This window comes from Hymenobacter psychrophilus (assembly GCF_900107135.1).
In the GTDB taxonomy this organism is placed as follows: domain Bacteria; phylum Bacteroidota; class Bacteroidia; order Cytophagales; family Hymenobacteraceae; genus Hymenobacter; species Hymenobacter psychrophilus.
The window spans coordinates 169,627-191,710 of sequence record NZ_FNOV01000002.1 but is presented as its reverse complement, the minus strand read 5'-3'; the positions used below and the strand labels follow the sequence as shown (position 1 = coordinate 191,710).

The following is a 22,084-nucleotide window of genomic DNA, read 5'->3' as shown; positions in this document are numbered from 1 at the left end:
CCGTAGCCCAGGGTTTCAACCCTGGGACGCGGGTCAAACCAGAACGGCTTCCTCCACGGGCGTTTCCACCGGTTCAGCGGGTTTGTCTTTCTTCTTCTGGCCGCCGCCCGAAAACAGCACGTACAGGCCCGGAATCAGGATGACGCCGAACAGGGTGCCGATGAGCATGCCGCCGGCCGCGGCCGTGCCGATGGAGCGGTTGCCGAGCGCGCCCGCGCCGGTGGCGATGGTGAGCGGAATCAGGCCGGCCACGAAGGCGAAGCTGGTCATCAGGATGGGGCGCAGGCGGGCGTAGGCGCCTTCCACGGCCGCATCGAGGGCCGAGAGGCCTTCCTTGCGCTTAAGCACCGCGAATTCGATGATTAGAATGGCGTTTTTGCCCAGCAAACCAATCAGCATTACCAGCGAAACCTGGGCGTAGATATTGTTTTCGAGGCCCAGCAGCTTGAGGGCCAGGAAGGCCCCGAAGATGCCGGTGGGCAAACTCAGCAGCACCGGCAGCGGCAGCAGGAAGCTTTCGTACTGGGCGGCCAGCAGCAGGTACACGAAAATGAGCACGATGCCGAACACGTACAGGGCCTGGTTGCCGCTCAAAATCTGCTCCCGCGTCATGCCGCTCCACTCGTAGCTGTAGCCCCGGGGCAGCTCGGTGGCGGCTACTTTTTCGATAGTCGAAATCACGTCGCCCGACGAGAAGCCGGGGGCCGAGTCGCCGTTGATCATGGCCGAGGTGTACATGTTGTAGCGCGTGAGCTGCTCGGGGCCGTACACGCGCTCCAGCCGCACGAAGGCCGAGTAGGGCACCATCTCGTTGCGGTCGTTTTTCACGTACAACTTCAGCACGTCCTCGGGCTGGGTGCGGAAGCTGGGGTCGGCCTGCACCATTACCTTGTACATCTGGCCGAAACGGATGAAGTTGGAGGCGTAAAACGAGCCCATCAGCGTCTGGAGCGTGCTCATGGCCTTGTCCACGGTCACGCCCTTCTTGGCGGCCTGGTCCTGATCCACGTGAATCAAGTACTGCGGGAAGCTGGCGTCGAAGCCGGTGAAGGCCGAGCCGATGGCGGGCGACTGGCGCAGGGCCGCCACGAAATCCTGGCTGACCTTGGCCGTCTGCTGCAGGTCGCCGCGGCCGGTGCGGTCGAGCAGGCGCAGCTCGAAGCCGGCCGAGTTGCCGAAACCGGGCACGGTGGGCGGCGGGAAGAACTGGATGTCGGCGTCGTTGATGTCCTTGGTTTTCTCGTTGAGCTCGGCAATCAGCTCAGTTACCGACTGGTCGCGGTCTTTCCACGTTTTGAGGTTGATCATGGCCATGCCGTAGCTGGAACCCGCCACCTCGTTCATGAGGCTGTAGCCGGCCAGCGTCGATACCGACTCGACCGGCTTGAGGCTGGCGGCCACTTTCTCCACCTCGTCGAGCACGCGCTCGGTACGCTCGACGGTGGCGCCGGGCGGGGTGGTCACGTTCACGTAAATCATGCCCTGGTCCTCGGTCGGGATGAATCCCGAAGGCAGCACCGACTGCACGCCCCAGGTGGCCAGGGTGAAACCTAGCAGCAGGCCAATGGTGATGACGCGGCGGTTGGCCACGTAGCGCACCAGACGCTGGTAACCCTGGGCTAGGTTTTCATAGCGCCGGTTGAAGCCGGCTAAGAAGCGGTCAATCAGGCCCTTTTTAGCCTCTTCGCCTTCGTTAATTGGCTTGAGCATGAGCGCGCACAAAGCCGGCGTCAGGGTCAGCGCGTTCACGCCCGAAATCACAATGGCAATGGCCAGCGTGAGCGAGAACTGGCGGTAGAACACGCCCACCGGCCCGTCCATGAACGACACCGGAATAAACACGGCCGACATCACGAGGGTAATAGCCACAATGGCGCCCCCGATTTCACCCATGGCTTCCAGCGTGGCATCCATGGCCGAGAGGTGCTTTTCGTGCATTTTGGCGTGCACGGCTTCCACCACCACAATGGCGTTATCGACCACAATACCAATGGCCAGCACCAGCGCAAACAGCGTGAGCAGGTTGATACTGAAGCCCAGCAGCTGCATGAAAAACAGCGTGCCAACAAGCGCCACCGGCACGGCCAAGGCCGGAATCAGCGTCGAGCGCCAGTCCTGCAAAAACAGGTACACCACAATAAACACCAGCACGAAGGCCTCCAGTAGCGTGATGAGTACGGCGTTGATGCTGGCGTCGAGGAAGCGCGAGACGTCGTACGACACGTTGTAGGTCATGCCGGGCGGGAAGCTGGTGCCTTTCAGCTCGGCCATGCGCGTTTTTACGTTGGCAATTACCTCCGAGGCGTTGGAGCCGGGGCGCTGCTTGAGCATGATGGCGGCCGAGGGCCGGCCGTCAATCTTCGAGGTCATGCCGTAGTTGAGCACGTCGAACTTGACTTCGGCCACGTCTTTGAGACGCAGTACCGAGCCGTCGGGGTTGGCCCGCAGCACCACGTTTTCGTACTGCTTGGGCTCGAACATTTTGCCGGTGTAGCGCAGCACGTACTGCAGCACCTGGGCCTGCGAGCCCGAGCTTTCGCCCGAGCGGCCCGGGGCCGCCTCCACGTTCTGGGCCCGGATGGCCTCCACCACCTCGTCGGCCGACACGTTGTAGGCCACCATGCGGTCGGGTTGCAGCCACACCCGCATCGAGTACTCGCGCGAGCCCATGATTTCGGCGAAGCCCACGCCATCAATGCGCTTGAGCTCCTGCAAAACGTTGATATCGGCGAAGTTATAAATAAACTTCTCGCCCACCTTGGGGTCTTCGCTCATGATGTTGAGGTAGAGCAGCATGCTGTTCACCTCTTTCTCGGTGGCCACGCCGGCCTTAATTACCTCCTCGGGCAGCTCGTCAATGACAGTCTGCACCCGGTTCTGCACGTTCACGGCGGCCAAGTCGGGGTCGGTGCCCACCTCAAAAAACACGGTAATCAGCGTGGTGCCGCTGTTGCTGTTCACCGATTGAATGTAGGTCATGCCCGGTACGCCGTTGATGGCCCGCTCCAGCGGCGTGGCCACAGCCTTGGCCAGCACCTCCGAGTTGGCGCCGGTGTACTTGGCCGTCACCGTAACGGAGGGCGGCACGATGTCGGGGAACTGGGTGATGGGCAGCGTAAACAGCGCCAGCCCGCCCAGCAGGGTAATAAAGAGTGAAATAACCAGCGACAAAACCGGCCGGCGAATGAAGAGTGCGAGCATTCTTTCTTGTTAGTGCTTGGTGCTTAGTTTTTTGTGCTTAGGTCGTTCAGTAGGGGTGGGGCTTATAAGGACGTCATGCTGAGCATATGGCGCATCAAGCCAGGGTGCGCAGCCGTAGTCGAAGCATCTCGCGTGCAGAAGTAGCTTGTGATGATTGGATTACCATTGCACGCGAGATGCTTCGACTACGCTCCGACACTGGCTCTATGCGCCACATGCTCAGCATGACGGTTCTATTAGCCCGTTATTCCCCGCTGTTCTTACCTGTTCAGCATCTCTTTCATCGTAACCAGCCGGGGCTTGATGATGGCGCCGTCGCGCAGCTCCTGGATGCCTTCGTACACCACCCGGTCGCCGGGCTTGAGGCCGGCCTTCACCACGTAGTAATCGGCGAGGCGGGCTTCGGGCTCGAAGGCCTGCTGGCTTACCTTGCCACCAGTGCCGAGCAGGTACACATAGTTTTTGTCCTGCACCTCAAACACCGATTTCTGGGGCACGAGCACGGCGTCTTTCACGGTGTTGGTGAGCAGCACCTTGCCCGTGGCGCCGTGGCGCAGCAGAAACTTGGGGTTGTCGAAACGGGCGCGGAAAGCAATGGAACCGGTATTGGGCGCAAACTGCGACTCGACGGTTTCTACCTTGCCCGCTACCGGGTAGGTGCTGCCGTCGGCCAGAATGAGTGTGGCCACGTTGGTGGCGCGGGCCGAGTCTTGGCGGCGGGTCTTCACATATTCCAGGTATTCGGCCTCCGACACGTTGAAGTAGGCGAAAACGTCGGCCGCGTCGGAAATGGACGTGAGCAGGTTTCCGTCCTCAATCACGCTGCCTTTCTTAAGTGGGATGCGGTTGATAACACCGTCGAAAGGGGCCTTGACGAGTGTGTACGATAGGTCGAGGTTGGCTTGGGCCTGGGCCGACAGCTGCTGCTGTACGGCCGCCTGGGCGGCGTGCAGCTTGGCGCGGGCTACATCGAGCTCGGTTTTCGAGATGATGTTTTTGCTCACCAGCAGTTGCACGCGCTCCACTTCCAGCTGGGCCACACGGGCATCGGCGCGGGCGCTGCCCAAGGCCGCGCGGGCCTGGCTCAGGCGGCTACGGTACTCGGTGTCGTTGAGGCGGAAAAGCGTCTGTCCCTTGCGCACGGTCTGGCCCTCGTCCACGTAAATTTCCTCTAGAAATCCTTCGACCCGGCCCCGGACTTCCACGTTGCGCACGGCCTGAATGTCGGCCACGTAGGCGTGGGTGAGCACCGTGTCGCGGGCGTGCAGCGCCGTCACCAGAATTTCGGGCAGCGTGTCTTTCCTGGGCGTGTCGGCCTGGGTTTCGGCCCCGCAGCCGGCGAGCGAAGCGGCGCACAGCGGCAGCAGCAACCAACGGAAACGGGCGAGCAGGGGCAGGGGCATTGGAGAGGAGTTGGGGACGAAAGAAGTGCGTCGGAAGGCAGCCCGACGGCACAAAAGTCATTCCCCCGGATTAGGGTCAGGTTAAGGCGACATTAAAAAGCGTTAATGCCCTACCCGTCCCCCGGCTACTCCCGCTACCAGGCGCAAAGCCGGCAATCCGGCCTCGTTAGGGACGAGAAACCGTTCGGAACTGCTGATTTTATCGGGTGTATATATAGGATACCAGAGGCTGCATGCGCTGGCTGATAGAAAGAGAATCCCAGCGGCGGCGGCGGGAATAATTACCAGCAAATCGGTAGCGCCTGACGGGTGGCTGCTATTGGCGGCAGCAGAACGCTTTTGGGGAGAGAAGTTGCCGGCGCATCTTCAGGCTTGCCCCGACTGCTCAAGGCTCGTATACCGGCACCGAAAACGTAAAGCACGCCCCCTGGCCCTGGGTGCTGCTGACGGTCAGCTCGCCGCCGTGCAGCTCCACAATCTTGCGGGCAATCGCCAGCCCCAGCCCCGACCCGCCCCGCGACTTGCGGCGCACCTGGTCGGAGTGGTAGAACCGATCGAAGAGGTGGGGCAGGTCGGGGGCGGCAATGCCTGGGCCGGTATCGCGCACCTGCAACGCGAGGCGGCCGGCGGTGGGGGTTACCTGCACGCACACTGCGCCGCCGGCGGGCGTGTAGCGCAGGGCGTTGTCGAGCAGGTTTTGCAGTACCCGTTCCAGCAGGCCCACGTCGGCGTAGGCAAAGGGCAGGGCGGCGGGGGTGGGTTCAACCCGCAGGGTAACGGCCTGGGTTTGGGCAGTGGGTTTGAGCTGCTGCACCACGTCGTGGACCAGCTCGGGGAGCGAAAAAGGCTCGGGCTGGGGCACCGTCTGGTGGGCTTCGAGTTTCGAGAGTTCAAAGAGCTCGGACATCAAACGCTTCAGGCTGTGGGTGTTTTTGAGGATGGTTTCCAGGTACTGCTGCTGCTCGGCGGGGGCCAGCAGGTGCTGGCGGAGCAGGATAGTTTCGGTGTAGCCCTCAATGCTGGCCAGCGGGGTGCGCAAGTCGTGGGAGATGTTGGCCACCAGCTCGCGGCGCAGCGTATCGGTGGTGCGCAGCTCATCCAGCGCCTGCTCGGTGCGCACCGACATGGCGTTGAAGGCCGCGGCCAGCTCGCTCAGTTCGTCGTTGGCGCCAATGCCGCGGGCCCGGGCCGAGTAGTCGCCGGCTTGCAGGCGGCGCACCACTGCCACCAGCCGCTGCACGTCGCGGGTGAGGAGCGAAATTAGCAGTAGGCCCACCACCAGCACGCCCGCCCCGGCTACCAGCAGCGTGCGCAGCAGCACGCCCAGCAAATGGTTCTGGCGCAACGCCGCCGGTTCGGAAGAAGCGGCGGCCGGCCCGTCGAGGGTGATGTAGAGGTAACAATGTACCGCGCCGCCGGCGTTATGCAGCGGGGCCACCGAAAAGGGCCGGGGCCGGGCGGGATGGCGGGGGTCGGTGCCGTAGAGGGGCAGGGGCTGGCGGCCGGCCAGCAGCTCTTGCACCGGCGCCATGGCCACGGTGCGGGTCTGGATTTCGTTGGGCTGGGCGGAGGCGGCCAGCAGGTGCCCGTCGAGCCCAATGAGGTAGAGCTTGATGTTGGGGTTGATGACCATGGCCGCATGGAAGGTTTCGGCAATGGCGGCAGGCGGAATTTCGTTGGTGGCCGAGTCGATGCGGAGCACGTTGGCTACTGAGGCGGCCAAATCCAGGTTGCGGCGCTGCATGTTTTCGGCCAGGTAGTCATCGGCAGTGCGCGAGATGAGCAGCAGGTACACCCCGCTCACAGTCACCAGCAGGACTACGAACAGCAGCGAGAGGCGCAGCTGCAGGCTCCGGGGGCGGGGCCAACTTAGCATACAGGCGCGTCGTCGGTGAGCTTGTAGCCCACGCCCCACACAGTCAGCACGTAGGTGGGCTGGGCAGGGTCGGGCTCAATTTTGAGTCGCAGGCGGTTGATGTGCGAGTTCACCGTGTGCTCGTAGCCCGAGTAGGAGTAGCCCCACACCTGATCCAGCAACTCGGTGCGCGAGTACGTGCGGCCGGGGTGGCACATGAACTGGGCCAACAGGGCGAATTCCTTGGCCGTTAGCTCCACTGGCCGGCCGGCCACGCTCACGCGGTGCAACTCGGTATCGAGCTCCAGCGCCCCGCAACGGAAGCGGATGGGCGCGGCGGCCCCGGCAAATCCGGGCTCCTTATCGGGGGCCGAGCGGCGCAGGCGGGCTTTCACCCGGGCCAGCAGTTCACGCACACTGAACGGTTTAGTCAGGTAGTCATCGGCACCCAGGTCCAGGGCCAGCACCTTGTCGATTTCCTCGGCCTTGCTGGTGAGCATCAGAATGGGTGTGCTTACGCGCTGCTCCCGAATGCGGCGGCACACCTCAATGCCACTCAAGCCGGGCAGCATAATGTCGAGAATAATCACGTCAAAATCCCCCTCGGTGGCTTGCCGTAGCCCTTCCAACCCATTAGTGGCCACCGTTGCACCACAGTCGATGTCGCGCAGATTCACAGCCACCAGCGCGGCAATGTCGGCGTCGTCCTCCACAATCAGGGCGTGTTTGGTGGGTATTTTTTTGAGCTGATAGCTAGTAGCTGTTAGCTTCTGGGGAAGTTGTTTATAAAGTCAGTATCACTGTCATCCTGAGCGAAGCGAAGGACCTTATCACGCCTGAACGGTCATTGTTCCGACTTGATAGGGTCCTTCGCTCCGCTCAGGATGACAAACCCACTACAAAGCTTGACTTCCTAATCAGCTTCTATCAGAGTAACGAACATACGCAGGATAACCCGTAAGACGCAGTTCAAAAACTACTTCCACTCCCAGGCCACGCCCACCGTGAACTGGCTGCCGGCGTACACATTGCGCAGCTTGCCGAAGCCGGTGGCCCAGTCGGCCGTAAACCAGAGGTGGTCGGTGGCGGCGTAGTTGGCCCCCAGCGCGGCTGTGGAGTAGGCCACGCCCTCGCCAATGCCGATGCTGGCCAGCCGACCGGAACGCGGTGTCTGCACGTTGGCCAGCGTCCGGACCGTGCCCGTCAGCCAGACTTTGCGCAGCAATAAATAACCCACTTGGGCGCTGTAGCTATACTGATTGGTGAAGCCTTTGGTGCGGGCGTTAAAGCCCGCGTCTACGGTGCCGTAAAGCTGCTCGAAGAAGCTGTGCGACAAGACGGCGTGGGTCCAGATGTTGAACTCGCCGTCGCCGGTGGGCAGGGCAATGGCTATTTGTGAGTTGCTGGTGTTGGTGCCGCGGGCATCGGGGTTGCCGGTGGGCAGCTCGGCGGTTACGCTCACGGCCAGCGGCCAGGCCCCACGCAGCACCCCGTAACGCAGCCCCAGCTGCGCATCGCCGATGCCCTGCGTGGCCGTGGAGGCGCTGAACCTAGCCCGCCGGTAAGCCGGGAAACTCAGCACCGCTTCCAGGTGGTGGCCCAGCCCCACTTCGGCGTAGAGGCTGGCCACCTGCTGGGTGAAACGATTGGTGGTAATCTCCTGGCCCGCGAGCGTGTAATATTTGTTTGTATTGACGCTGGTAAGGCCAATTTTGGCGTAGGCCCCACCGGCGGGCCGAATCCAGCCACCACCAGCATGAGCGGGGCCACCCGTGCCCAGCAGCCTGCCCGCCAGCAGCAGCCCCACGCCGGTCCGAACAGCCGCCCGCACTATTTCAGCGGGGCCGCCCCGAAGTTAATGGCGGCGGTTTCGCAGTAGAACACCACGGTGGAGAACGACTCCAGCCCGCCCCGGTCGATGAGGAAAACCTGCCGGCCGTTCTTGTTCACCAAGGCCACCACCTTCACGTTAGTGGCATCGGCCCGGCGCTGGGCTCCGATGTTGGTGGCGTCTTTGGCCAGGTAAATAGTAACGGTACCGGTGTGGAAATCTGATACAAAATCATCGGCCAGCTGCACGAATTCGCGGTTGTCGGTGTCGCGCACAATGGTGAGCATCCCGGTGGTAGGCGTGCCGCTCTGGGGCGCAATAGTGCCGGTTTTAAGCGTGGTGAGGTTGCCGTTGGGCGTAACCGTGCCCGTGGTGGGCGTCTGCGGAGCCGGGTCGTCGTCGTTGCTGCTGGAGCAGGACGACAGCAGGCCCGGCACACCTAGCAGGGCCACTAGCAAAAGGGGAAACAGTAGCTTTTTCATGCGTTGGAGAAAATGGATGAACAATGTGTTAAAGTTCGTCCCTGCATCTCACGAAAGTATCACGAATAAGCTATATGTCTGTGCTCTTCATGCCGGGCTACTCTCAGGCCAGCTAAGTAGCCCCCACGGCTACTCGAAAAAGTCGGTGGGGTCGGCCTGGGCCAGGTACTTGCTCAAGGCTCCCAAATCGGCAAACACGGGCTGCACCAAGGCCAGCAGCCGCGCTGTGGCATCCGGCCCGTCGGTGTAGGCCCGGAAAATCTCGCCTGCTCCGGCCAGCTCCACATGGTCGAGCAGCTCCGGGTCGTGCTCCTCCAGCATGGTTTCAATGTGCTCGGCCCAGCTGGCCCCGCCGCCGCCAAATCCATACCGCTCAAACACCACGTAGTAATCGTCCATGTCCGAGAGGTCGACCAACAGGCGCTGCTGCCGCTCGGGCGTCAGCAGTTCCGGCGAAACCTGGGTGAGGATGAAGGGGTGGGTGTCGGGGGGCGTTGTGGGCATAGGACCGCAAGGTACGGCGGGATGGCGGGCTAGCTGGTTATCGTGAAATTGTCGGCATCACCTCTTCCCCCGGGAGCCAAAGCGGCTTCAGACAACTCCTCGCTGCTCCTTGTGGGCAATTGGGTTGGCACACTCGGCGGCCAAGAGGAAAGCGGGGAGCTCAAGTAGCCAATCGGTTTCGGAAGCGGCCACAGCGACGAATGAAGAAGTAAACCGCAGTCGAATAGCGAAATACGCCCGAATCAGGTAATAGTCAGCAGCAGCTCGCCACACATTGAAAAGCGGCAGTTTCGGAATGACGATTCGGAGATAAGCTATTGGGTTTACCTAGTTGATTGTCAGGAAGAGTAAGTTGGTTTACCTGAAACCGAGCATGTCGCTCGCTACTTTAAATAACTATGTCGCAAACATACGTCGTAATATGTCGTATATTTGCGACATAGTTACTTCTCTTCCTCTATGACCTACGCTAAAACTGCCGCTTTTACCGCCGACCAGCAGCAACTGGCCCGCGTGGCCAAAGCCCTGGCCCATCCGGCGCGGGTGGCCATTATTCAGCTGCTGGCCAGCAAGCACACCTGCATTTCGGGCGATATTGCCGCCGAGCTGCCGCTCTCGCGCACCACCGTTTTTCAGCACCTGCAGGAACTCAAAGCCCTGGACCTGATTCGGGGTGAAATCGATGGGCTTACGGTCTGCTACTGCCTCAATACCGAGCTGCTACTGCAGGTGCAGCAGCAGTTCACCAGCTTCTTTACGGCCGCAACTGCCGGCGCGGCCTGCGGCCCGGACGATAGTTGCATGTGCTGATTGGTAAGCTGTTAGCCTTTAGCTGATAGCCATTAGCTCTCCGGTTCGATAGCAGCTAATTTCCTTAGAAAACACTGTGACAGACATTCAATCCATGCTTTTCTAATCCCCTTAACCATGAATATTTCTGAAATGAAGCAGGCCCTGACGGGGCTCAGCGCCGTGAACTTTCGCCTGCCCACCGGTGAGCAGTTGCCCCCGCACTTCCACGTGACCGAAGTAGGCCTGGTCAGCAAGCACTTCATTGATTGCGGCGGAGTCGAGCGCCGCGAAACAGTGGCCAACTTCCAGCTCTGGGAGGCCGGCGACTACGACCACCGGCTGGCTCCCCAGAAATTCCTGCACATCCTCAACCTGTCGGATAGGATTCTGGGCAGCGAGGATCTAGCCATCGAAGTAGAGTACCAGCAGGCCACCATCGGCAAGTTCGGCCTCACCTTCGACGGCACCGATTTCGTGCTCACGGCCAAGCAAACCGCCTGCCTGGCCCAGGACGCCTGCGGCATCCCCGCCGCCCAGCAAGTGGCCCTACCGCAGCTGCAAATGGCTGCCTGCACGCCCGGCGGCGGTTGCTGCTAGGGCTTGGCGTATCCGCTGCAGAAACCTGATCCTTCGTGCCGCGTCGTTGAACAATTACCGGGCAAGGGATAGGCGCAACGGCGGGTAGATAGCCGTGGAAATTGCTTTGAGTCCTTTTTTCTTCATTTCGTCTTGACTTCGCACCCATCCACCCAATCCGCCCCGGCGCCCGCCGTGCTGGCCGAAAAAAAGCTTTCGGGCCTCGATCGGGGCCTCACGCTCTGGATATTTCTGGCCATGCTGCTGGGCGTGGGTCTGGGCTACTTCGTGCCCGGCTTCAACGACGCGGTGAACTACTTTTCGGTGGGCACCGTGAATGTGCCGCTGGCCATCGGACTGGTGCTGATGATGTACCCGCCGCTGGCCAAGGTGAAGTACGAGCAGCTGCCCACGGTCTTCCGCAACACGCGCATCATCGGGCTCTCGCTGCTACTCAACTGGGTGGTGGGGCCGCTGCTGATGTTTTTCCTGGCCATCTGGCTGCTGCCCGACAAGCCCGAATACATGATGGGCCTGATCCTTATCGGGATTGCCCGCTGCATTGCCATGGTGCTGGTCTGGAACGATCTGGCCGATGGCAGCCGTGAGTACGCGGCCGGGCTGGTGGCGCTGAATTCCATTTTCCAGGTGCTGTTTTACGCGGCGCTGGCTTGGCTGTTTATCACGGTGCTGCCGCCGTATTTTGGGCTGCAGGGCTACGCCGTGAACATCGGTATCTGGGATATAGCCCAGAGCGTGCTCGTGTACCTGGGCATCCCGTTTGCGGCCGGGTTCCTGTCGCGCCTGGTGCTGCGCCGGCTCAAGGGCGACGCCTGGTACGAGCGGGTCTACATCCCGGCCATCAGTCCGATAACGCTGGTGGCCCTGCTGCTGACCATCGTGGTCATGTTCAGCCTCAAGGGCGAAACCATCGTGCAGGTGCCGCTCGATGTGCTGCGCATTGCCCTGCCGCTGGCGCTGTATTTTGGTATCATGTTCGTGGTCAGCTTCGCGGCCGGCAAGTGGCTGGGGGCCGATTACGCCGAGAATGCCAGCATCGCCTTCACGGCCACCGGCAACAATTTCGAGCTGGCCATTGCCGTGGCCATTGGGGTGTTCGGCCTGAACTCGGGCCAGGCTTTTGCCGGCGTCGTTGGCCCGCTGATTGAAGTGCCCGCCCTGATTGCGCTGGTGAACGTGGCCTTCTGGTTTCGCCGCCGCTGGTACGGCCAGCCGGCGGCGGCCTAAGTTCTTCTCACTTCTCATCTCCCGCTTCTCATCTCCCGCTTCTCACCCCTGATTATGGAAAGCAAGAAAAACGTGCTGGTGCTCTGTACCGGCAACTCCTGCCGGAGCCAGCTGCTGCACGGCTACCTCGAACAAGTGTTGGGCGAGCGAGCTGCCGTGTATAGCGCCGGCGTGGAAGTGCACGGCCTTAACCCCCGCGCCGTGCGCGTGATGGCCGAGGATGGCCTGGACATCAGCTCCCACACCAGCAACCACGTCGACGAGTACGCGGCCGTGCCCTTCGATTACGTGCTGACTGTGTGCGACCATGCCCAGGAAGTGTGCCCGGTGTTCCCGTCTACGGCCCAGAAACGCCACCACAACTTCCCCGACCCCGCCAAAGCCACGGGCACCGAAGAAGAAATAAGCCAGCAGTTTCGCCAGGTGCGCGACCAGGTGAAGGCCTATGCTCACGACTTCGCGCGGGCCGAATTCCCAACAACCTGACGCCTATGGATACCATTTCTGCTGATTTCACTACCGATGTGCTCGTTATCGGGGCCGGCCAGAGCGGGCTGGCCGTGGGCTACTACCTGCGGCGGGCGGGCCTGAGTTTTGTGCTGCTTGACGACCAGCCGGCCCCCGGTGGTGCCTGGCCCCACGGCTGGGACTCGCTCCGGCTGTTCTCGCCGGCCGATGCCAGCTCCCTGCCCGGCTGGCTCATGCCCCGCCCACCCGCCGACGACAGCGGCTTCCCCACCCGCGACGCAGTGATTGACTACCTCACGCAGTACGAGCAACGCTACGAATTACCGGTGCGCCGGCCCGTGCGCGTAGCCGTCGTGCGCCAAGCAGCAGGTGGCTTCTCGGTGGAAACAGATGTCGGTACGTACCGGGCGCGGGCCGTGGTGTGCGCGACGGGCAGCTGGCGCAACCCCTTCGTGCCGCAGTTCCCCGGCCAGGCCGATTTTGGCGGCGTGCAGTTGCATTCGGCCCAGTATCAGCAAGCGGCCCCGTTTGCCGGGCAGCGGGTGCTGGTGGTGGGCGGCGGCAACTCCGGGGCCCAGGTGCTGGCCGAAGTTTCGCGGGTGGCCCACACCACCTGGATCACCGAAAAAGAACCCCGCTTTCTGCCCGACGACGTGGATGGCCGGGTACTTTTCACCCAGGCCACCCAGCGCTACCACGCCCAGGCCGGCGCGGCGGCGGCCCCGCCAGCCACGCTCGGCGACATCGTGATGGTGCCGCCCGTGAAGGCAGCCCGCGGCCGGGGCGTGCTGGGCAGCGTGCGGCCATTCGGGCGGTTCACGCGCACGGGCGTTGTGTGGGCCGATGGCCGCGAGGAAGCCGTGGACGCGGTTATCTGGTGTACTGGCTTCCGGCCCGCACTATCGTTTCTGGCCGACCTGAGCGTGCTACAGCCCGATGGCCGGGTGGCTACCGCTGGTACCCGCGCCACCGCCGTGTCTGGCCTGTGGCTGGTGGGCTACGGCACCTGGACGGGTTTTGCCTCGGCCACGCTCATCGGCGTGGGCCGCTCGGCCCGCGCCACTGCCGACGAAATCAGGGCGTTCCTAAACCTCAGCCAAACGCCAACTGAGTAGGTTGGCCGGTGCTTTTGGGCCGGATTCTGAAATCTGATTTATTCAGAAAATTGGGTTTATGCCCCTTCTGCGCAAGTCCTGCTTCCACACAACTCCACCACTAAAACTCCACGATAAAACCGATGGTGGGCAGCACCGTGGCGCCGGTGTTGTCGAGCAGTACCGGAATACCGTTGCTGCCGTCGGGGCGCAGGGGCTGGCCATCGGTGGAGACGAACTCGGTGTTGTCGGGGGTGCGCTGGAAGGCGTAGCTGGGTACGCCGGGCGTTTTAAAGGCGAAGGCGTTCTGGATGTCGACGTAGAAATCGAAGGTGAAGCGGCGCAGGTTGATTTTCTTGTCGAGCCGGAAATCGAGCTGCTGGAAGGTGCCCAGGCGCTGGGTGTTCAGGCGGTCGTAGTCGAGCACGCCGTTGCCCACGGTGAGGTAGTTGGCCCGGGAGGCGGCCGCGTTGAAGGGTGTGTAGGGCGCGCCGCCGGCCAAGCGGTACTTCAGGCCCAGCTCCCAGCCCCGGCCGAACTTGCGGCCCAGCAGCGCCGAGGCCAGGTGGCGGGTGTCCCAGGCCGAGGGCTTGTAACGGCCATCGGCCCCGGTAAACTCGCTGTTGAAGAGCGTGTAGGAGGCCACTGCATAGAGGTTGCGGGTGAGCTGCTGCTGAAAAAATAGCTCGCCCCCGAAGGCCCGCCCCCGGCCGGTGCTCGTCACGGCCTCGTTGCCCAGGGCAATAAAGTCGCCGCCCAGGTTGGCCAGCGAGATACCGTCGCGCACGTTCACGGGGTAGTGGTCGTACTGCTTCCAGAAGCCCTCTAGCGTGACGCGGCGGCTGGCGCTGGGCAGAAATTCCAGGCCCGCCACGTAGTGGGTGCTGCCGATGTAGCGGTTGGACTTGTTCACGAGCCGGCCCGTATTGTCGCGGAAGCCGAGCAGGGTGGAGGGTGGGATTTTGTAGTAGCGCCCCACACTGGCGTTCAGGTTCCAGCGCGGCGTGAGGGCGTAGGTGGCCGAGAGGCGCGGCGACACGGTGTGCAGCAGGTTGGCCCCGCTGTCGGTGAAGCTGTTGCCGTCGGTGCGCACCCCGGCCGAGAGCGTGAGCCGGTCGGCCGCCAGAAAGGAGCGGGTGAGCTGGGCAAAGGCGCCGAAGCGGGCGAAGTCGAGGCTGGAGTTGAAGTTGACCGTTACGGCCGGCTGCTGCACCGTGCCGTCGGGGGCCAGCACGGCCTGGCGCAGGCGGTTGAAAAAGCGGTTGTCGTAGTGCACGAGCTGGCCCACAGCCCCGTAGGCGTAGCGCCAGCGGCCGGCGCTGCGGTTCACGTCGAGGCGGAGCTTGTTTTCGGTTTCGCCCGAGCGCGTGAGCAGCACCCGCCGGCTCTCATCACCACGGAATTCAGAACCGCCCTCAAAAAAATCGACCTGATTGCTAAGCTGGGTGCGGCTCAGGGCCAGGTTGAGGTAGCCCCGGGGCAGCAGCTGGCGCAGGCTCAGGCCCACGGTGTAGTTCCACTGGTCGATGGTGGGCGTGTTGCGGAGGATGTAGGCCTTTTCGGGCGTCGTGGAGCGGGGCACGGCCACCTCGAAGTGGTCCAGAGCGCCCAGGCCCAGGGCCGTGAGGGTGGTTTTGGGCCCCAGCTTGGAAGTGATTTTGAACTGCGAATCCCAGTAATCGGGGCGGATGGGTAGGTCAATCAGCTTGAAGAGCACCTGCAGGTAGGAGCGGCGCACTGAGGCCAGAAAGGTGGTGTTCGGGGCCAGCGGACCTTCGAGGGTGCCGGCCACTTCGGTGCCGCTCAGGCGCACGTTACCCTGCACCCGGTCGGGGTTGCCCTCGCGCTGGCGAAATTGCAGCACGCTGCTAAGCACGTTGTCGTAGCGGGCCTCGAAGGCGGAGGTGCTCAGCGTCACGTCCTCAATAAAGCTCACGTTGAGCATGCCGGCCGGCCCGCCGGCGCTGCCCTGGGTCTGGAAGTGGTTGATGACCGGCACCTCGATACCGTCGAGGTAGTACACGTTTTCGTTGGGCGCGCCGCCCCGGATGATGATGTCGTTGCGGAAGCCGGCGGTGCCGCCCGTACCGCCGCCGCCCACGCCGGGCAGCACCTGCACCACCTTCGAAATATCGAAGTTGCCGCCCGGGTTGCTCTTGATTTCCTGGGCGCTCAGGCGCTGCACGCTCAGCGGCGTTTCGGCCGTAGCCACCCGAATGGCGCGGCTGGCCGTTACGGTTACCTCGCCGAGCTGCTGCTGAGCCGCCACTAGCTCCAGTCCCACAATGTTGGCGTTGCCGCTGGTGATAACGATGTTGGCGCGCAGCAGCGGCTCGTAACCAATAAACGAAGCCCGCACGTTGTAGCTGCCCGTCGGAATATCGGCCAGCCGGAAGCGGCCCTGCTCATCGGCCGCCGTGCCCAGGGCGCTGCCTTCCAGCGTGATGGTCGCGCCCGGCACCGGCTGCTGGGTGGCCCGGTCGCGCACTGTGCCACTGAGCACGCCCGTCTGGGCCCAGCTGATGAGTGGCAGCAGCCACAGCAGTAACAAGTAGAGAAGACGCATAAGCTGGTGGGGTTCAGGGGAGGAGGAGGAGAACTAAGACCTACGCAGTCAGGTCGGTTTTGAGCCCCAGCGGGGCGCTATGTCTATAGCAAATTGAGCCGTTAAAGTTTCAGAGCCCCGGAGGGGCGGCATTAATGGTTCACCGGATATATGCCGCCCCTCCGGGGCTCGGTTGCCAGGGAAGGAACTTTTGCTATAGACAAAGCGCCCCGCTGGGGCTCAAAACCGACCTGACTGCGTAAATCCTATGACTAGTAAACCCCAACCCAGCCGGAGCGGAGAGGTTTCGGGCGGGCTACTTGCGCCGCCCTGACCAGGAACCACACCCGTGGCTACCGCCGCCGCACCGCTTGCAGCTGCTGGCGTAGCTCGGCCGCCGAATACACCCGGCCCCGGGCTACCACGGTGTGAATCCCGCGCAACGCCGCCAGACTGGTGAGCGGATTCTGTTCGAGCAGCAGCAAATCGGCCGCTTTGCCAGCATCGATGGAGCCGGCCGTGGTTTCCTGGTGGAAGAAGATGGCCCCGTTGATAGTGGCCGTGCGCAGGGCCTCGGCGGGCGTGAGGCCGGCGCGCACGAGTTGGTCGAGCTCCCCGAGCAGGGCGGCGCCGGGGTAGACGTAGGAGTTGGAGGCCCCGCTGTCGGAGCCGGCCAGCAGCAGCACGCCGGCCTTTTGCAGGCCCGGAATCAGGCTGCGGAACCGGGCCCCGAGCTGCTGGTTGAACGCCCGGGTGGCGGCCGACTGCTGCCGGGCTCCGGCCAGGCGCCGGGCGTAGGTGGCCTCCAGGGCGGGGTCGATGTAAGCCAGCAGCGAGTCGCGGGAGTGGTCGGTGGTGGGCAGATCGGCCAGTAGCTGCTGAATGTAGAGCGTGGGCACTACGGCCGTGCGCCGCTCGGCCAGCATGCGGAACGTGCGGGCGGCGGTGGCCGGGTCGTAGGTACGGTAGACGGCCGGCAGGGCCGCAAACAGCCCGATGGGCTTAGCGGTGCCCTGACTCTGGCGGATAACGGCCGTGAGGCTGTCTTCGCGGTTAGAGCAGGCCTTGAACACGTAGTAGAGGTGCTCGGAGGCGTCGAGGCCCGCCGCGGCGGCCTCGGCCAGCGTCACAGTGTAGGGCATGTGGCCAGTGGTACGCATCCCGCGCTTTTCGGCCTGCGCAACGGTGCCCAGAAATGCCACGCGCGAAATCGTGCTCTCGTAAATCTTCACGTAGTCCACCTTCAGGGCCTGGAGCGAATCGAGGGCCCGGGCAATCTGGGCGGGCGTTTCCACTTCCAGCGAGCCGGCCCAAAACGCGCCGTGTCCGTCTATTTTCGGGCCTGAAGTGAAGATGGTGGGCCCCGCCAGCCGTCCTGCCGTAATCTGCCGCCGCCACTCCATCACGGCTGGGGTCAGGTCGCCGCCCGCGTCGCGCACTGTGGTAATGCCGTGGGCCAGGTACAGGGGTAGCAGGTTGCGGTTGGCAGTTATCAGCGAGTCGCCGCCCCGAAAGTGCACGTGCATATCCCAGAGCCCCGGCATGAGGTAGCGCCCCTGGGCATCAAGCGTACGGGCTGCCCGCGGGGTGCTGGCCGTAGTAGCACCGAGCTGGCGGATAACGCCCCCGGCTACGGCCACCATCTGGTCGGGCCGGATGGTGCCAGTTTCCACGTCCACCACGTTGGCGTGGGTGATAACCAGGTCGTAGGGCGTGGTGGCGGGCGGTGTGGTGCAGCCGGCGGCCAGCAGTAGGGCGGCGGAAAGCAGGAGTCGGGCGGGGTTGCGCATAGGTTGAAGGTAAGTAGCGCGAAGCTCCAGCTTCGCGTTTCGTTGAACGAAGTCGTGTGGCAGTTAGCAACGATACCGGAAGTCAGCAACGATACGCGAAGCTGGAGCTTCGCGCTACACCCCCAGCGCCTTCAGCAGCACCGAGCCGCTGAGCCAGGTCATGACCAGTACTACCAACACCCCGAACACGGCCAGCACCAGCGGGTGGCGGTAGCTTCCGACGATGGCCGGGCGGTAGGCCGCTACCAGCAAAGTGCCCAGGGTGAGGGGCAGGATGAAGCCATTCAGGGCCCCGGCCCAGAGCAGCACCTGCACGGGCTGGCCGATGGTGAGAAACAGGAGCGTCGAAAGCACAATAAAGCCGATAATCCAGCGGTTTTCGTGAGTTGCCACCCGGGGCAGCAAGGCCTTGAGGAAAGAAATGGACGTGTAGGCTGAACCGATAATGGACGTAACGGCCGCCGCGAACATCACCACCCCGAACAGCCGGTAGCCCAGCTCCCCGGCCGCCAGCCGGAACACCGAAGCGGGCGGGTTAGCCGCATCAATGGCCAAGCCCTGGCTCACCACGCCCAGCGTGGCCAGAAACAGAAACACCCGCACCAGCGAGGCCACCGAAATGCCCAGCACGGCGCTGCGCGTGACTTCGGGCAGGGCCGCTTCGCCCCGGATGCCGGCGTCGAGCAGTCGGTGGCCGCCGGAAAACGTGATGTAGCCGCCCACCGTGCCGCCCACCAGCGTGATAATGGCCGTCAGGTCGAGCTGAGTGGGGGCTAGGCTGCGGCGGGCCGCTTCGGCCAGGGGCGGGTGGGTGGAAAAGGCCACGTACACGATGGTGAGCACCAGCACCAGGCCCATCACCTGGGCGAAGCGGTCCATGAGCCGGCCGGCCTCTCTCACCAGAAACACGCCCAGCGCCACGCCGGCGCCCAGCCCGGCGCAGACCGTTACGGGCAGGCCCGTGAGCACCGACAGGCCCAGCCCGGCCCCGCCCACGTTGCCCACGTTGAAGGCCAGGCCCCCAAGCACAATCAGCACCGAAATCAGGCTGCCCAGGCCCGGCAGCACCCGGTTGGCAATGTCGGGGGCCCGCAGCTCGGCCACGGCAATTACCCGCCACACGTTCAGCTGCACCCCGATATCGAGCACGATGGAGAGCAGAATCACGAAGCCGAAGCTGGCCCCGAGCCGCTCGGTAAACACGGTGGTCTGGGTCAGAAAGCCCGGCCCCACGGCCGAAGTGGCCATCAGAAAGGCGGCCCCCAGCAGCACGCCCCAGTTACGCGCCGGCCTCATACCCGGAGCCCGGCGGGCATTTGCACGGCCACGTCGGCCGCCGCCAGCGCGGCCCGGAGCCGGCGGGCAAATTCCAGGGCGTGGGGCCCGTCGCCGTGCAAACACACAGTATCGGCCCGGATAACCACGTCCTCGCCCGATTGGGCCCGGACCCGGCCCTCGCGGACCATGCGCAACACCTGGGCCTCGGCTTCGGCGGGGTCGGTGAGCAGGGCGCCGGGTTGGCGGCGGGGCGTAAGCGTGCCGTCAGGTTGGTAGCTGCGGTCGGCGAATACCTCGTGGGCGGTGCGCAGGCCGAGCTTTTCGCCGGCTCGGGTCAGGGCGCTACCGGCCAGCCCGTAGAGGCAGGCTTCGGGGGCCACGCGGTACACGGCTTCGGCCAGGGCTTCGGCCAACGCGGGGCTCACGGCGGCCATGTTGTAGAGGGCGCCGTGGGGTTTCACGTGGTGCAGAGTGCCGCCCTCGGCCCGCACGAAAGCCAGCAGGGCTCCCATCTGGTACACCGTCATGTCGTAGGCTTCCTCGGGGGAAATGGCCATTTCGCGCCGGCCGAAGCCCACCAAATCGGGCAGGCCGGGGTGGGCGCCCAGGGCCACGCCGTGGTGCAGGGCCAGCCGCACGGTGCGCTTCATCACGGCCGGGTCGCCGGCATGGTAGCCGCAGGCAATGTTGGCCGACGTCACGAAGGGCAGAATGGCTTCATCCTGCCCCAAGGAGTACGCGCCAAAGCTTTCCCCCAGGTCACAGTTGAGGTCGATGGTAAGGGTTGGATTCATGGCCGGCAAGATAGGCGGAAGCGGGGGATTGGGTAGGTTGTCGGGTCGATGTAGAGACGCGTATTCGCGTCTCCTCGTTGAACGGGAAGGACCGCCCCGCCAGAATGAGGCGCGGAACAGCTGGGAAGCCGAGATAAAACGAATTTCAGGTTTGTGTCCGGACTGTTCTGTTGGTTCGCCTCACCCCCCGGCCCCCTCTCCGGAAAAGGAGAGGGGGAGCCAGGCGAGTATGGGCGCTAAAGTAAACCGGCACCAAGTGTACCTAATGTCAGCAACGACGAGACGCGAATACGCGTCTCTACATCGTTCCACCAAACCGCAGTGCCACGGCCCGTTCCAATTGCCGCAGCTGGTCTTCCTGGGCTAAATACAACTGCTGGGCTTCCGGCAGGCTGATTTCCTGGAACCGCAACGTGCCGCCCGGGGGCACCTGGGCCAGGCGGGACCAGTCGGCGGCGGCTATCAGGGCCAGACGGGGGTAGCCGCCGGTGGTTTGGTGGTCGGCCAGCAGCACGATGGGCTGCCCGCCAGGCGGCACCTGCACCGTGCCGAACGTGACGGCCGCCGAGAGCAGCTCGGGCGCATCGGCGGCGCGGAGCAGGGCCGGGCCCGCCAGCCGGCTGCCCATGCGGTTGGAGGCGGGCGTCACCTGGAATTCTTCTGCCCAGAAAGCCCCCTGGCTGGCCGCCGTAAACTGCCCGTACTCGGGCCCCCGCACCGCCCGCAGCACGGGTGCGGCTTTGGGCCGGGGCGTCAGGGCCGGGTCGGCGAACCAGGGCGCGGCCACCCCGGGCAGTTCGGGCGAGTGGGCCAGCAACTGCTGACCCAGGCGGATGGCGGCGGGAGCGGCTGCGGCCACGGCCAGCACGTCATCGGCCCGTAGCGCCCGGCCTTCCAGCCCGCCAATACCAGCCGTTAGGTAGGTGGCGCGGCTGCCCAGCACCAGCGGCGCGGCCAGCCCACCGGCTACGGCCAGGTAGGCCCGGCTGCCCGCCTGGGGCCGCCCGAAGCTTAGCTCGGTGCCGGCCCGCACGGCAACGGCCCGATTCAGGGGCAGCGGCTGGCCGTTGAGCGTGGCGCTCAGATTGGCCCCGCAGAGGGCCAGCAGGTGGTCGGTACTGAAGCGGATGGTGGGGCCAAGCAGAGTAATTTCGAGGGCCGCTGCGCCGGGTGCGTTGCCCACCAGCAGGTTGGCCACGCGCAGGGCCCGGGCGTCGAGGGCTCCGCTCAGGGCCACGCCTGCCCGTCGGTAGCCGGGCCGGCCGGTATCCTGAATGGTGGTGAGCAGACCGGGGCGCAGGAGGTGTAGGCTCATACGGCGGGCCACTGATGGAACTGCTCCTCCGTGATGGACACAAACTGCAGCCGCTGGCCCGCCCGCAGCCGGCTGGGGTCGGCGGCTGCGGGCCGAAACAGCCGTTCCGGAGTACGTCCAATCAGCTGCCAGCCGCCCGGGGTGGGCAGGGAGTAGATGCCGGTCTGGGCGCCGGCAATGCCCACGGCCCCGGCCGGCACCAGGGGCCGGGGGCTGGCGCGCCGGGGCGTGGCCAGTTCGGCGGGCAGGCCGCCCAGGTAGGGGAAACCGGGCGCGAATCCGATGAAATACACCCGGTAATCGGCCCCGGCGTGGCGGGCCACTACTTCCGCCGGACTCAGTCCGCAGTGGCGGGCTACCTCTTCCAGGTCCGGCCCGAACCCGCCTCCGTAGCACACCGGAATTTCCACTGCCGGCCCGGTTTCCGCCGCGGCCGCGCCAGGGGGCAGCCGGGCCAGCCGTTCCCGTAAGGTGGCAGCCACGGCCTCAAACGGCAACCCAGCGGCCCCGCTCGCGCGCACCTGCCAGGGGTCGTAGAACACGGTGAGCGTGGTGAAGGCGGGCACCAGCTCCCCCAGACCCGGAAACGGGTGGGCCAGCAGGTAGTCGGCCACGGCCTGAATGGTGGCGTTGGTGGCTTCGCTGATAACAGTGCCGAATTCCAGCACCACGGCCGTTTCGCCGAGCGGGTACAGGCGCGGGGGCGGAGCAACAGGCAGGAGGGTGGGATTAGGCATCGCGGGGCAAGATAGGGCGCGGAGGCCTGTAGAGACGCGTATTCGCGTCTCATCGTTGAACAGCGGGCGTCCGGGTGGCTGGTTTCGGTAAGTGACAATGGAGTGAGGGTTTCCACACGCACCCCAACATCAGCAACGCCGAGACGCGAATACGCGTCTCTACCCCAGTGC

General features: G+C 64.2%; 18 protein-coding genes. 5 read left to right on the top strand and 13 right to left on the bottom strand.

Features of this window, described 5'->3' with window-relative positions:
* Positions 1–33: 33 nt before the first annotated feature.
* From BLW21_RS03300 to BLW21_RS03270, 7 genes are all read right to left on the bottom strand, one after another.
* Positions 34–3,201 (bottom strand): efflux RND transporter permease subunit, encoded by a 3,168-nt coding sequence (locus BLW21_RS03300; protein WP_092737901.1) that lies wholly within the window; start codon positions 3,199–3,201, stop codon positions 34–36.
* 260 nt (positions 3,202–3,461) lie between these two features.
* Positions 3,462–4,604, bottom strand: a complete 1,143-nt coding sequence (locus BLW21_RS03295; RefSeq protein ID WP_092737899.1) for an efflux RND transporter periplasmic adaptor subunit — start codon at positions 4,602–4,604, stop codon at positions 3,462–3,464.
* Positions 4,605–4,989: 385 nt separating this feature from the next.
* A complete protein-coding gene (locus tag BLW21_RS03290) occupies positions 4,990–6,480 on the bottom strand; it encodes a sensor histidine kinase (RefSeq protein WP_092737897.1) in 1,491 nt (496 codons plus the stop codon).
* A complete protein-coding gene (locus BLW21_RS03285) occupies positions 6,474–7,172 on the bottom strand; it encodes a response regulator transcription factor (protein WP_245711794.1) in 699 nt (232 codons plus the stop codon). The genes BLW21_RS03290 and BLW21_RS03285 overlap by 7 nt, the downstream gene beginning before the upstream one ends.
* A 263-nt stretch (positions 7,173–7,435) precedes the next feature.
* A complete protein-coding gene (locus BLW21_RS03280; protein WP_092737893.1) occupies positions 7,436–8,290 on the bottom strand; it encodes a hypothetical protein in 855 nt (284 codons plus the stop codon).
* Positions 8,290–8,772, bottom strand: a complete 483-nt coding sequence (locus BLW21_RS03275; RefSeq protein ID WP_092737891.1) for a DM13 domain-containing protein — start codon at positions 8,770–8,772, stop codon at positions 8,290–8,292. The genes BLW21_RS03280 and BLW21_RS03275 overlap by 1 nt, the downstream gene beginning before the upstream one ends.
* 129 nt (positions 8,773–8,901) lie before the next feature.
* Positions 8,902–9,276, bottom strand: a complete 375-nt coding sequence (locus tag BLW21_RS03270) for an Imm51 family immunity protein (protein ID WP_092737889.1) — start codon at positions 9,274–9,276, stop codon at positions 8,902–8,904.
* Between the two features lie 459 nt (positions 9,277–9,735).
* On the opposite strand from BLW21_RS03270, the gene BLW21_RS03265 reads away from it, so the two are divergent.
* The 5 genes from BLW21_RS03265 (at position 9,736) to BLW21_RS03245 (ending at position 13,475) form a co-directional block, all read left to right on the top strand.
* Positions 9,736–10,086, top strand: a complete 351-nt coding sequence (locus BLW21_RS03265; RefSeq protein ID WP_092737887.1) for an ArsR/SmtB family transcription factor — start codon at positions 9,736–9,738, stop codon at positions 10,084–10,086.
* A gap of 117 nt (positions 10,087–10,203) precedes the next feature.
* Positions 10,204–10,665, top strand: coding sequence for a DUF6428 family protein (locus BLW21_RS03260; protein ID WP_092737885.1), 462 nt, complete (start codon positions 10,204–10,206; stop codon positions 10,663–10,665).
* A 132-nt stretch (positions 10,666–10,797) separates the two neighbouring features.
* Positions 10,798–11,892, top strand: coding sequence for an ACR3 family arsenite efflux transporter (arsB, locus tag BLW21_RS03255; RefSeq protein ID WP_092737883.1), 1,095 nt, complete (start codon positions 10,798–10,800; stop codon positions 11,890–11,892).
* Between the two features lie 54 nt (positions 11,893–11,946).
* On the top strand, positions 11,947–12,378 hold the full coding sequence (locus tag BLW21_RS03250) for an arsenate reductase ArsC (RefSeq protein WP_092737880.1): 432 nt from the start codon (positions 11,947–11,949) through the stop codon (positions 12,376–12,378).
* Between the two features lie 5 nt (positions 12,379–12,383).
* Positions 12,384–13,475: an ArsO family NAD(P)H-dependent flavin-containing monooxygenase gene (locus tag BLW21_RS03245; protein ID WP_092737878.1), complete on the top strand. Its 1,092-nt coding sequence runs from the start codon at positions 12,384–12,386 to the stop codon at positions 13,473–13,475.
* Positions 13,476–13,575: 100 nt separating this feature from the next.
* Here the strand turns inward: BLW21_RS03245 and BLW21_RS03240 are convergent, their stop codons facing one another.
* The 6 genes from BLW21_RS03240 to pxpB form a co-directional block, all read right to left on the bottom strand.
* Complete coding sequence (locus tag BLW21_RS03240; protein WP_092737876.1) at positions 13,576–16,020, bottom strand: TonB-dependent receptor; 2,445 nt, start codon at positions 16,018–16,020, stop codon at positions 13,576–13,578.
* Between the two features lie 332 nt (positions 16,021–16,352).
* A complete protein-coding gene (locus tag BLW21_RS03235; RefSeq protein WP_092737874.1) occupies positions 16,353–17,789 on the bottom strand; it encodes an amidohydrolase family protein in 1,437 nt (478 codons plus the stop codon).
* Between the two features lie 114 nt (positions 17,790–17,903).
* Positions 17,904–19,085, bottom strand: a complete 1,182-nt coding sequence (locus BLW21_RS03230; protein ID WP_092737872.1) for an NRAMP family divalent metal transporter — start codon at positions 19,083–19,085, stop codon at positions 17,904–17,906.
* Positions 19,082–19,861: a LamB/YcsF family protein gene (locus BLW21_RS03225; RefSeq protein WP_092737870.1), complete on the bottom strand. Its 780-nt coding sequence runs from the start codon at positions 19,859–19,861 to the stop codon at positions 19,082–19,084. The genes BLW21_RS03230 and BLW21_RS03225 overlap by 4 nt, the downstream gene beginning before the upstream one ends.
* Before the next feature lie 298 nt (positions 19,862–20,159).
* On the bottom strand, positions 20,160–21,176 hold the full coding sequence (locus tag BLW21_RS03220; protein ID WP_092737868.1) for a 5-oxoprolinase subunit C family protein: 1,017 nt from the start codon (positions 21,174–21,176) through the stop codon (positions 20,160–20,162).
* Positions 21,173–21,913, bottom strand: coding sequence for a 5-oxoprolinase subunit PxpB (gene pxpB / locus BLW21_RS03215; RefSeq protein WP_092737866.1), 741 nt, complete (start codon positions 21,911–21,913; stop codon positions 21,173–21,175). The genes BLW21_RS03220 and pxpB overlap by 4 nt, the downstream gene beginning before the upstream one ends.
* Positions 21,914–22,084: the final 171 nt, after the last annotated feature.

What these genes read in the sequence shown, in the direction of transcription:
- BLW21_RS03300 (WP_092737901.1), bottom strand. Translation starts at nt 3,201, where the DNA reads ATGCTCGCACTCTTCATTCGCCGGCCGGTTTTGTCGCTGGTTATTTCA.
- BLW21_RS03295 (WP_092737899.1), bottom strand. Translation starts at nt 4,604, where the DNA reads ATGCCCCTGCCCCTGCTCGCCCGTTTCCGTTGGTTGCTGCTGCCGCTG.
- BLW21_RS03290 (WP_092737897.1), bottom strand. Translation starts at nt 6,480, where the DNA reads ATGCTAAGTTGGCCCCGCCCCCGGAGCCTGCAGCTGCGCCTCTCGCTG.
- BLW21_RS03275 (WP_092737891.1), bottom strand. Translation starts at nt 8,772, where the DNA reads ATGAAAAAGCTACTGTTTCCCCTTTTGCTAGTGGCCCTGCTAGGTGTG.
- BLW21_RS03270 (WP_092737889.1), bottom strand. Translation starts at nt 9,276, where the DNA reads ATGCCCACAACGCCCCCCGACACCCACCCCTTCATCCTCACCCAGGTT.
- BLW21_RS03265 (WP_092737887.1), top strand. Translation starts at nt 9,736, where the DNA reads ATGACCTACGCTAAAACTGCCGCTTTTACCGCCGACCAGCAGCAACTG.
- BLW21_RS03260 (WP_092737885.1), top strand. Translation starts at nt 10,204, where the DNA reads ATGAATATTTCTGAAATGAAGCAGGCCCTGACGGGGCTCAGCGCCGTG.
- BLW21_RS03250 (WP_092737880.1), top strand. Translation starts at nt 11,947, where the DNA reads ATGGAAAGCAAGAAAAACGTGCTGGTGCTCTGTACCGGCAACTCCTGC.
- BLW21_RS03245 (WP_092737878.1), top strand. Translation starts at nt 12,384, where the DNA reads ATGGATACCATTTCTGCTGATTTCACTACCGATGTGCTCGTTATCGGG.
- BLW21_RS03240 (WP_092737876.1), bottom strand. Translation starts at nt 16,020, where the DNA reads ATGCGTCTTCTCTACTTGTTACTGCTGTGGCTGCTGCCACTCATCAGC.
- BLW21_RS03235 (WP_092737874.1), bottom strand. Translation starts at nt 17,789, where the DNA reads ATGCGCAACCCCGCCCGACTCCTGCTTTCCGCCGCCCTACTGCTGGCC.
- BLW21_RS03230 (WP_092737872.1), bottom strand. Translation starts at nt 19,085, where the DNA reads ATGAGGCCGGCGCGTAACTGGGGCGTGCTGCTGGGGGCCGCCTTTCTG.
- BLW21_RS03225 (WP_092737870.1), bottom strand. Translation starts at nt 19,861, where the DNA reads ATGAATCCAACCCTTACCATCGACCTCAACTGTGACCTGGGGGAAAGC.
- BLW21_RS03220 (WP_092737868.1), bottom strand. Translation starts at nt 21,176, where the DNA reads ATGAGCCTACACCTCCTGCGCCCCGGTCTGCTCACCACCATTCAGGAT.
- pxpB (WP_092737866.1), bottom strand. Translation starts at nt 21,913, where the DNA reads ATGCCTAATCCCACCCTCCTGCCTGTTGCTCCGCCCCCGCGCCTGTAC.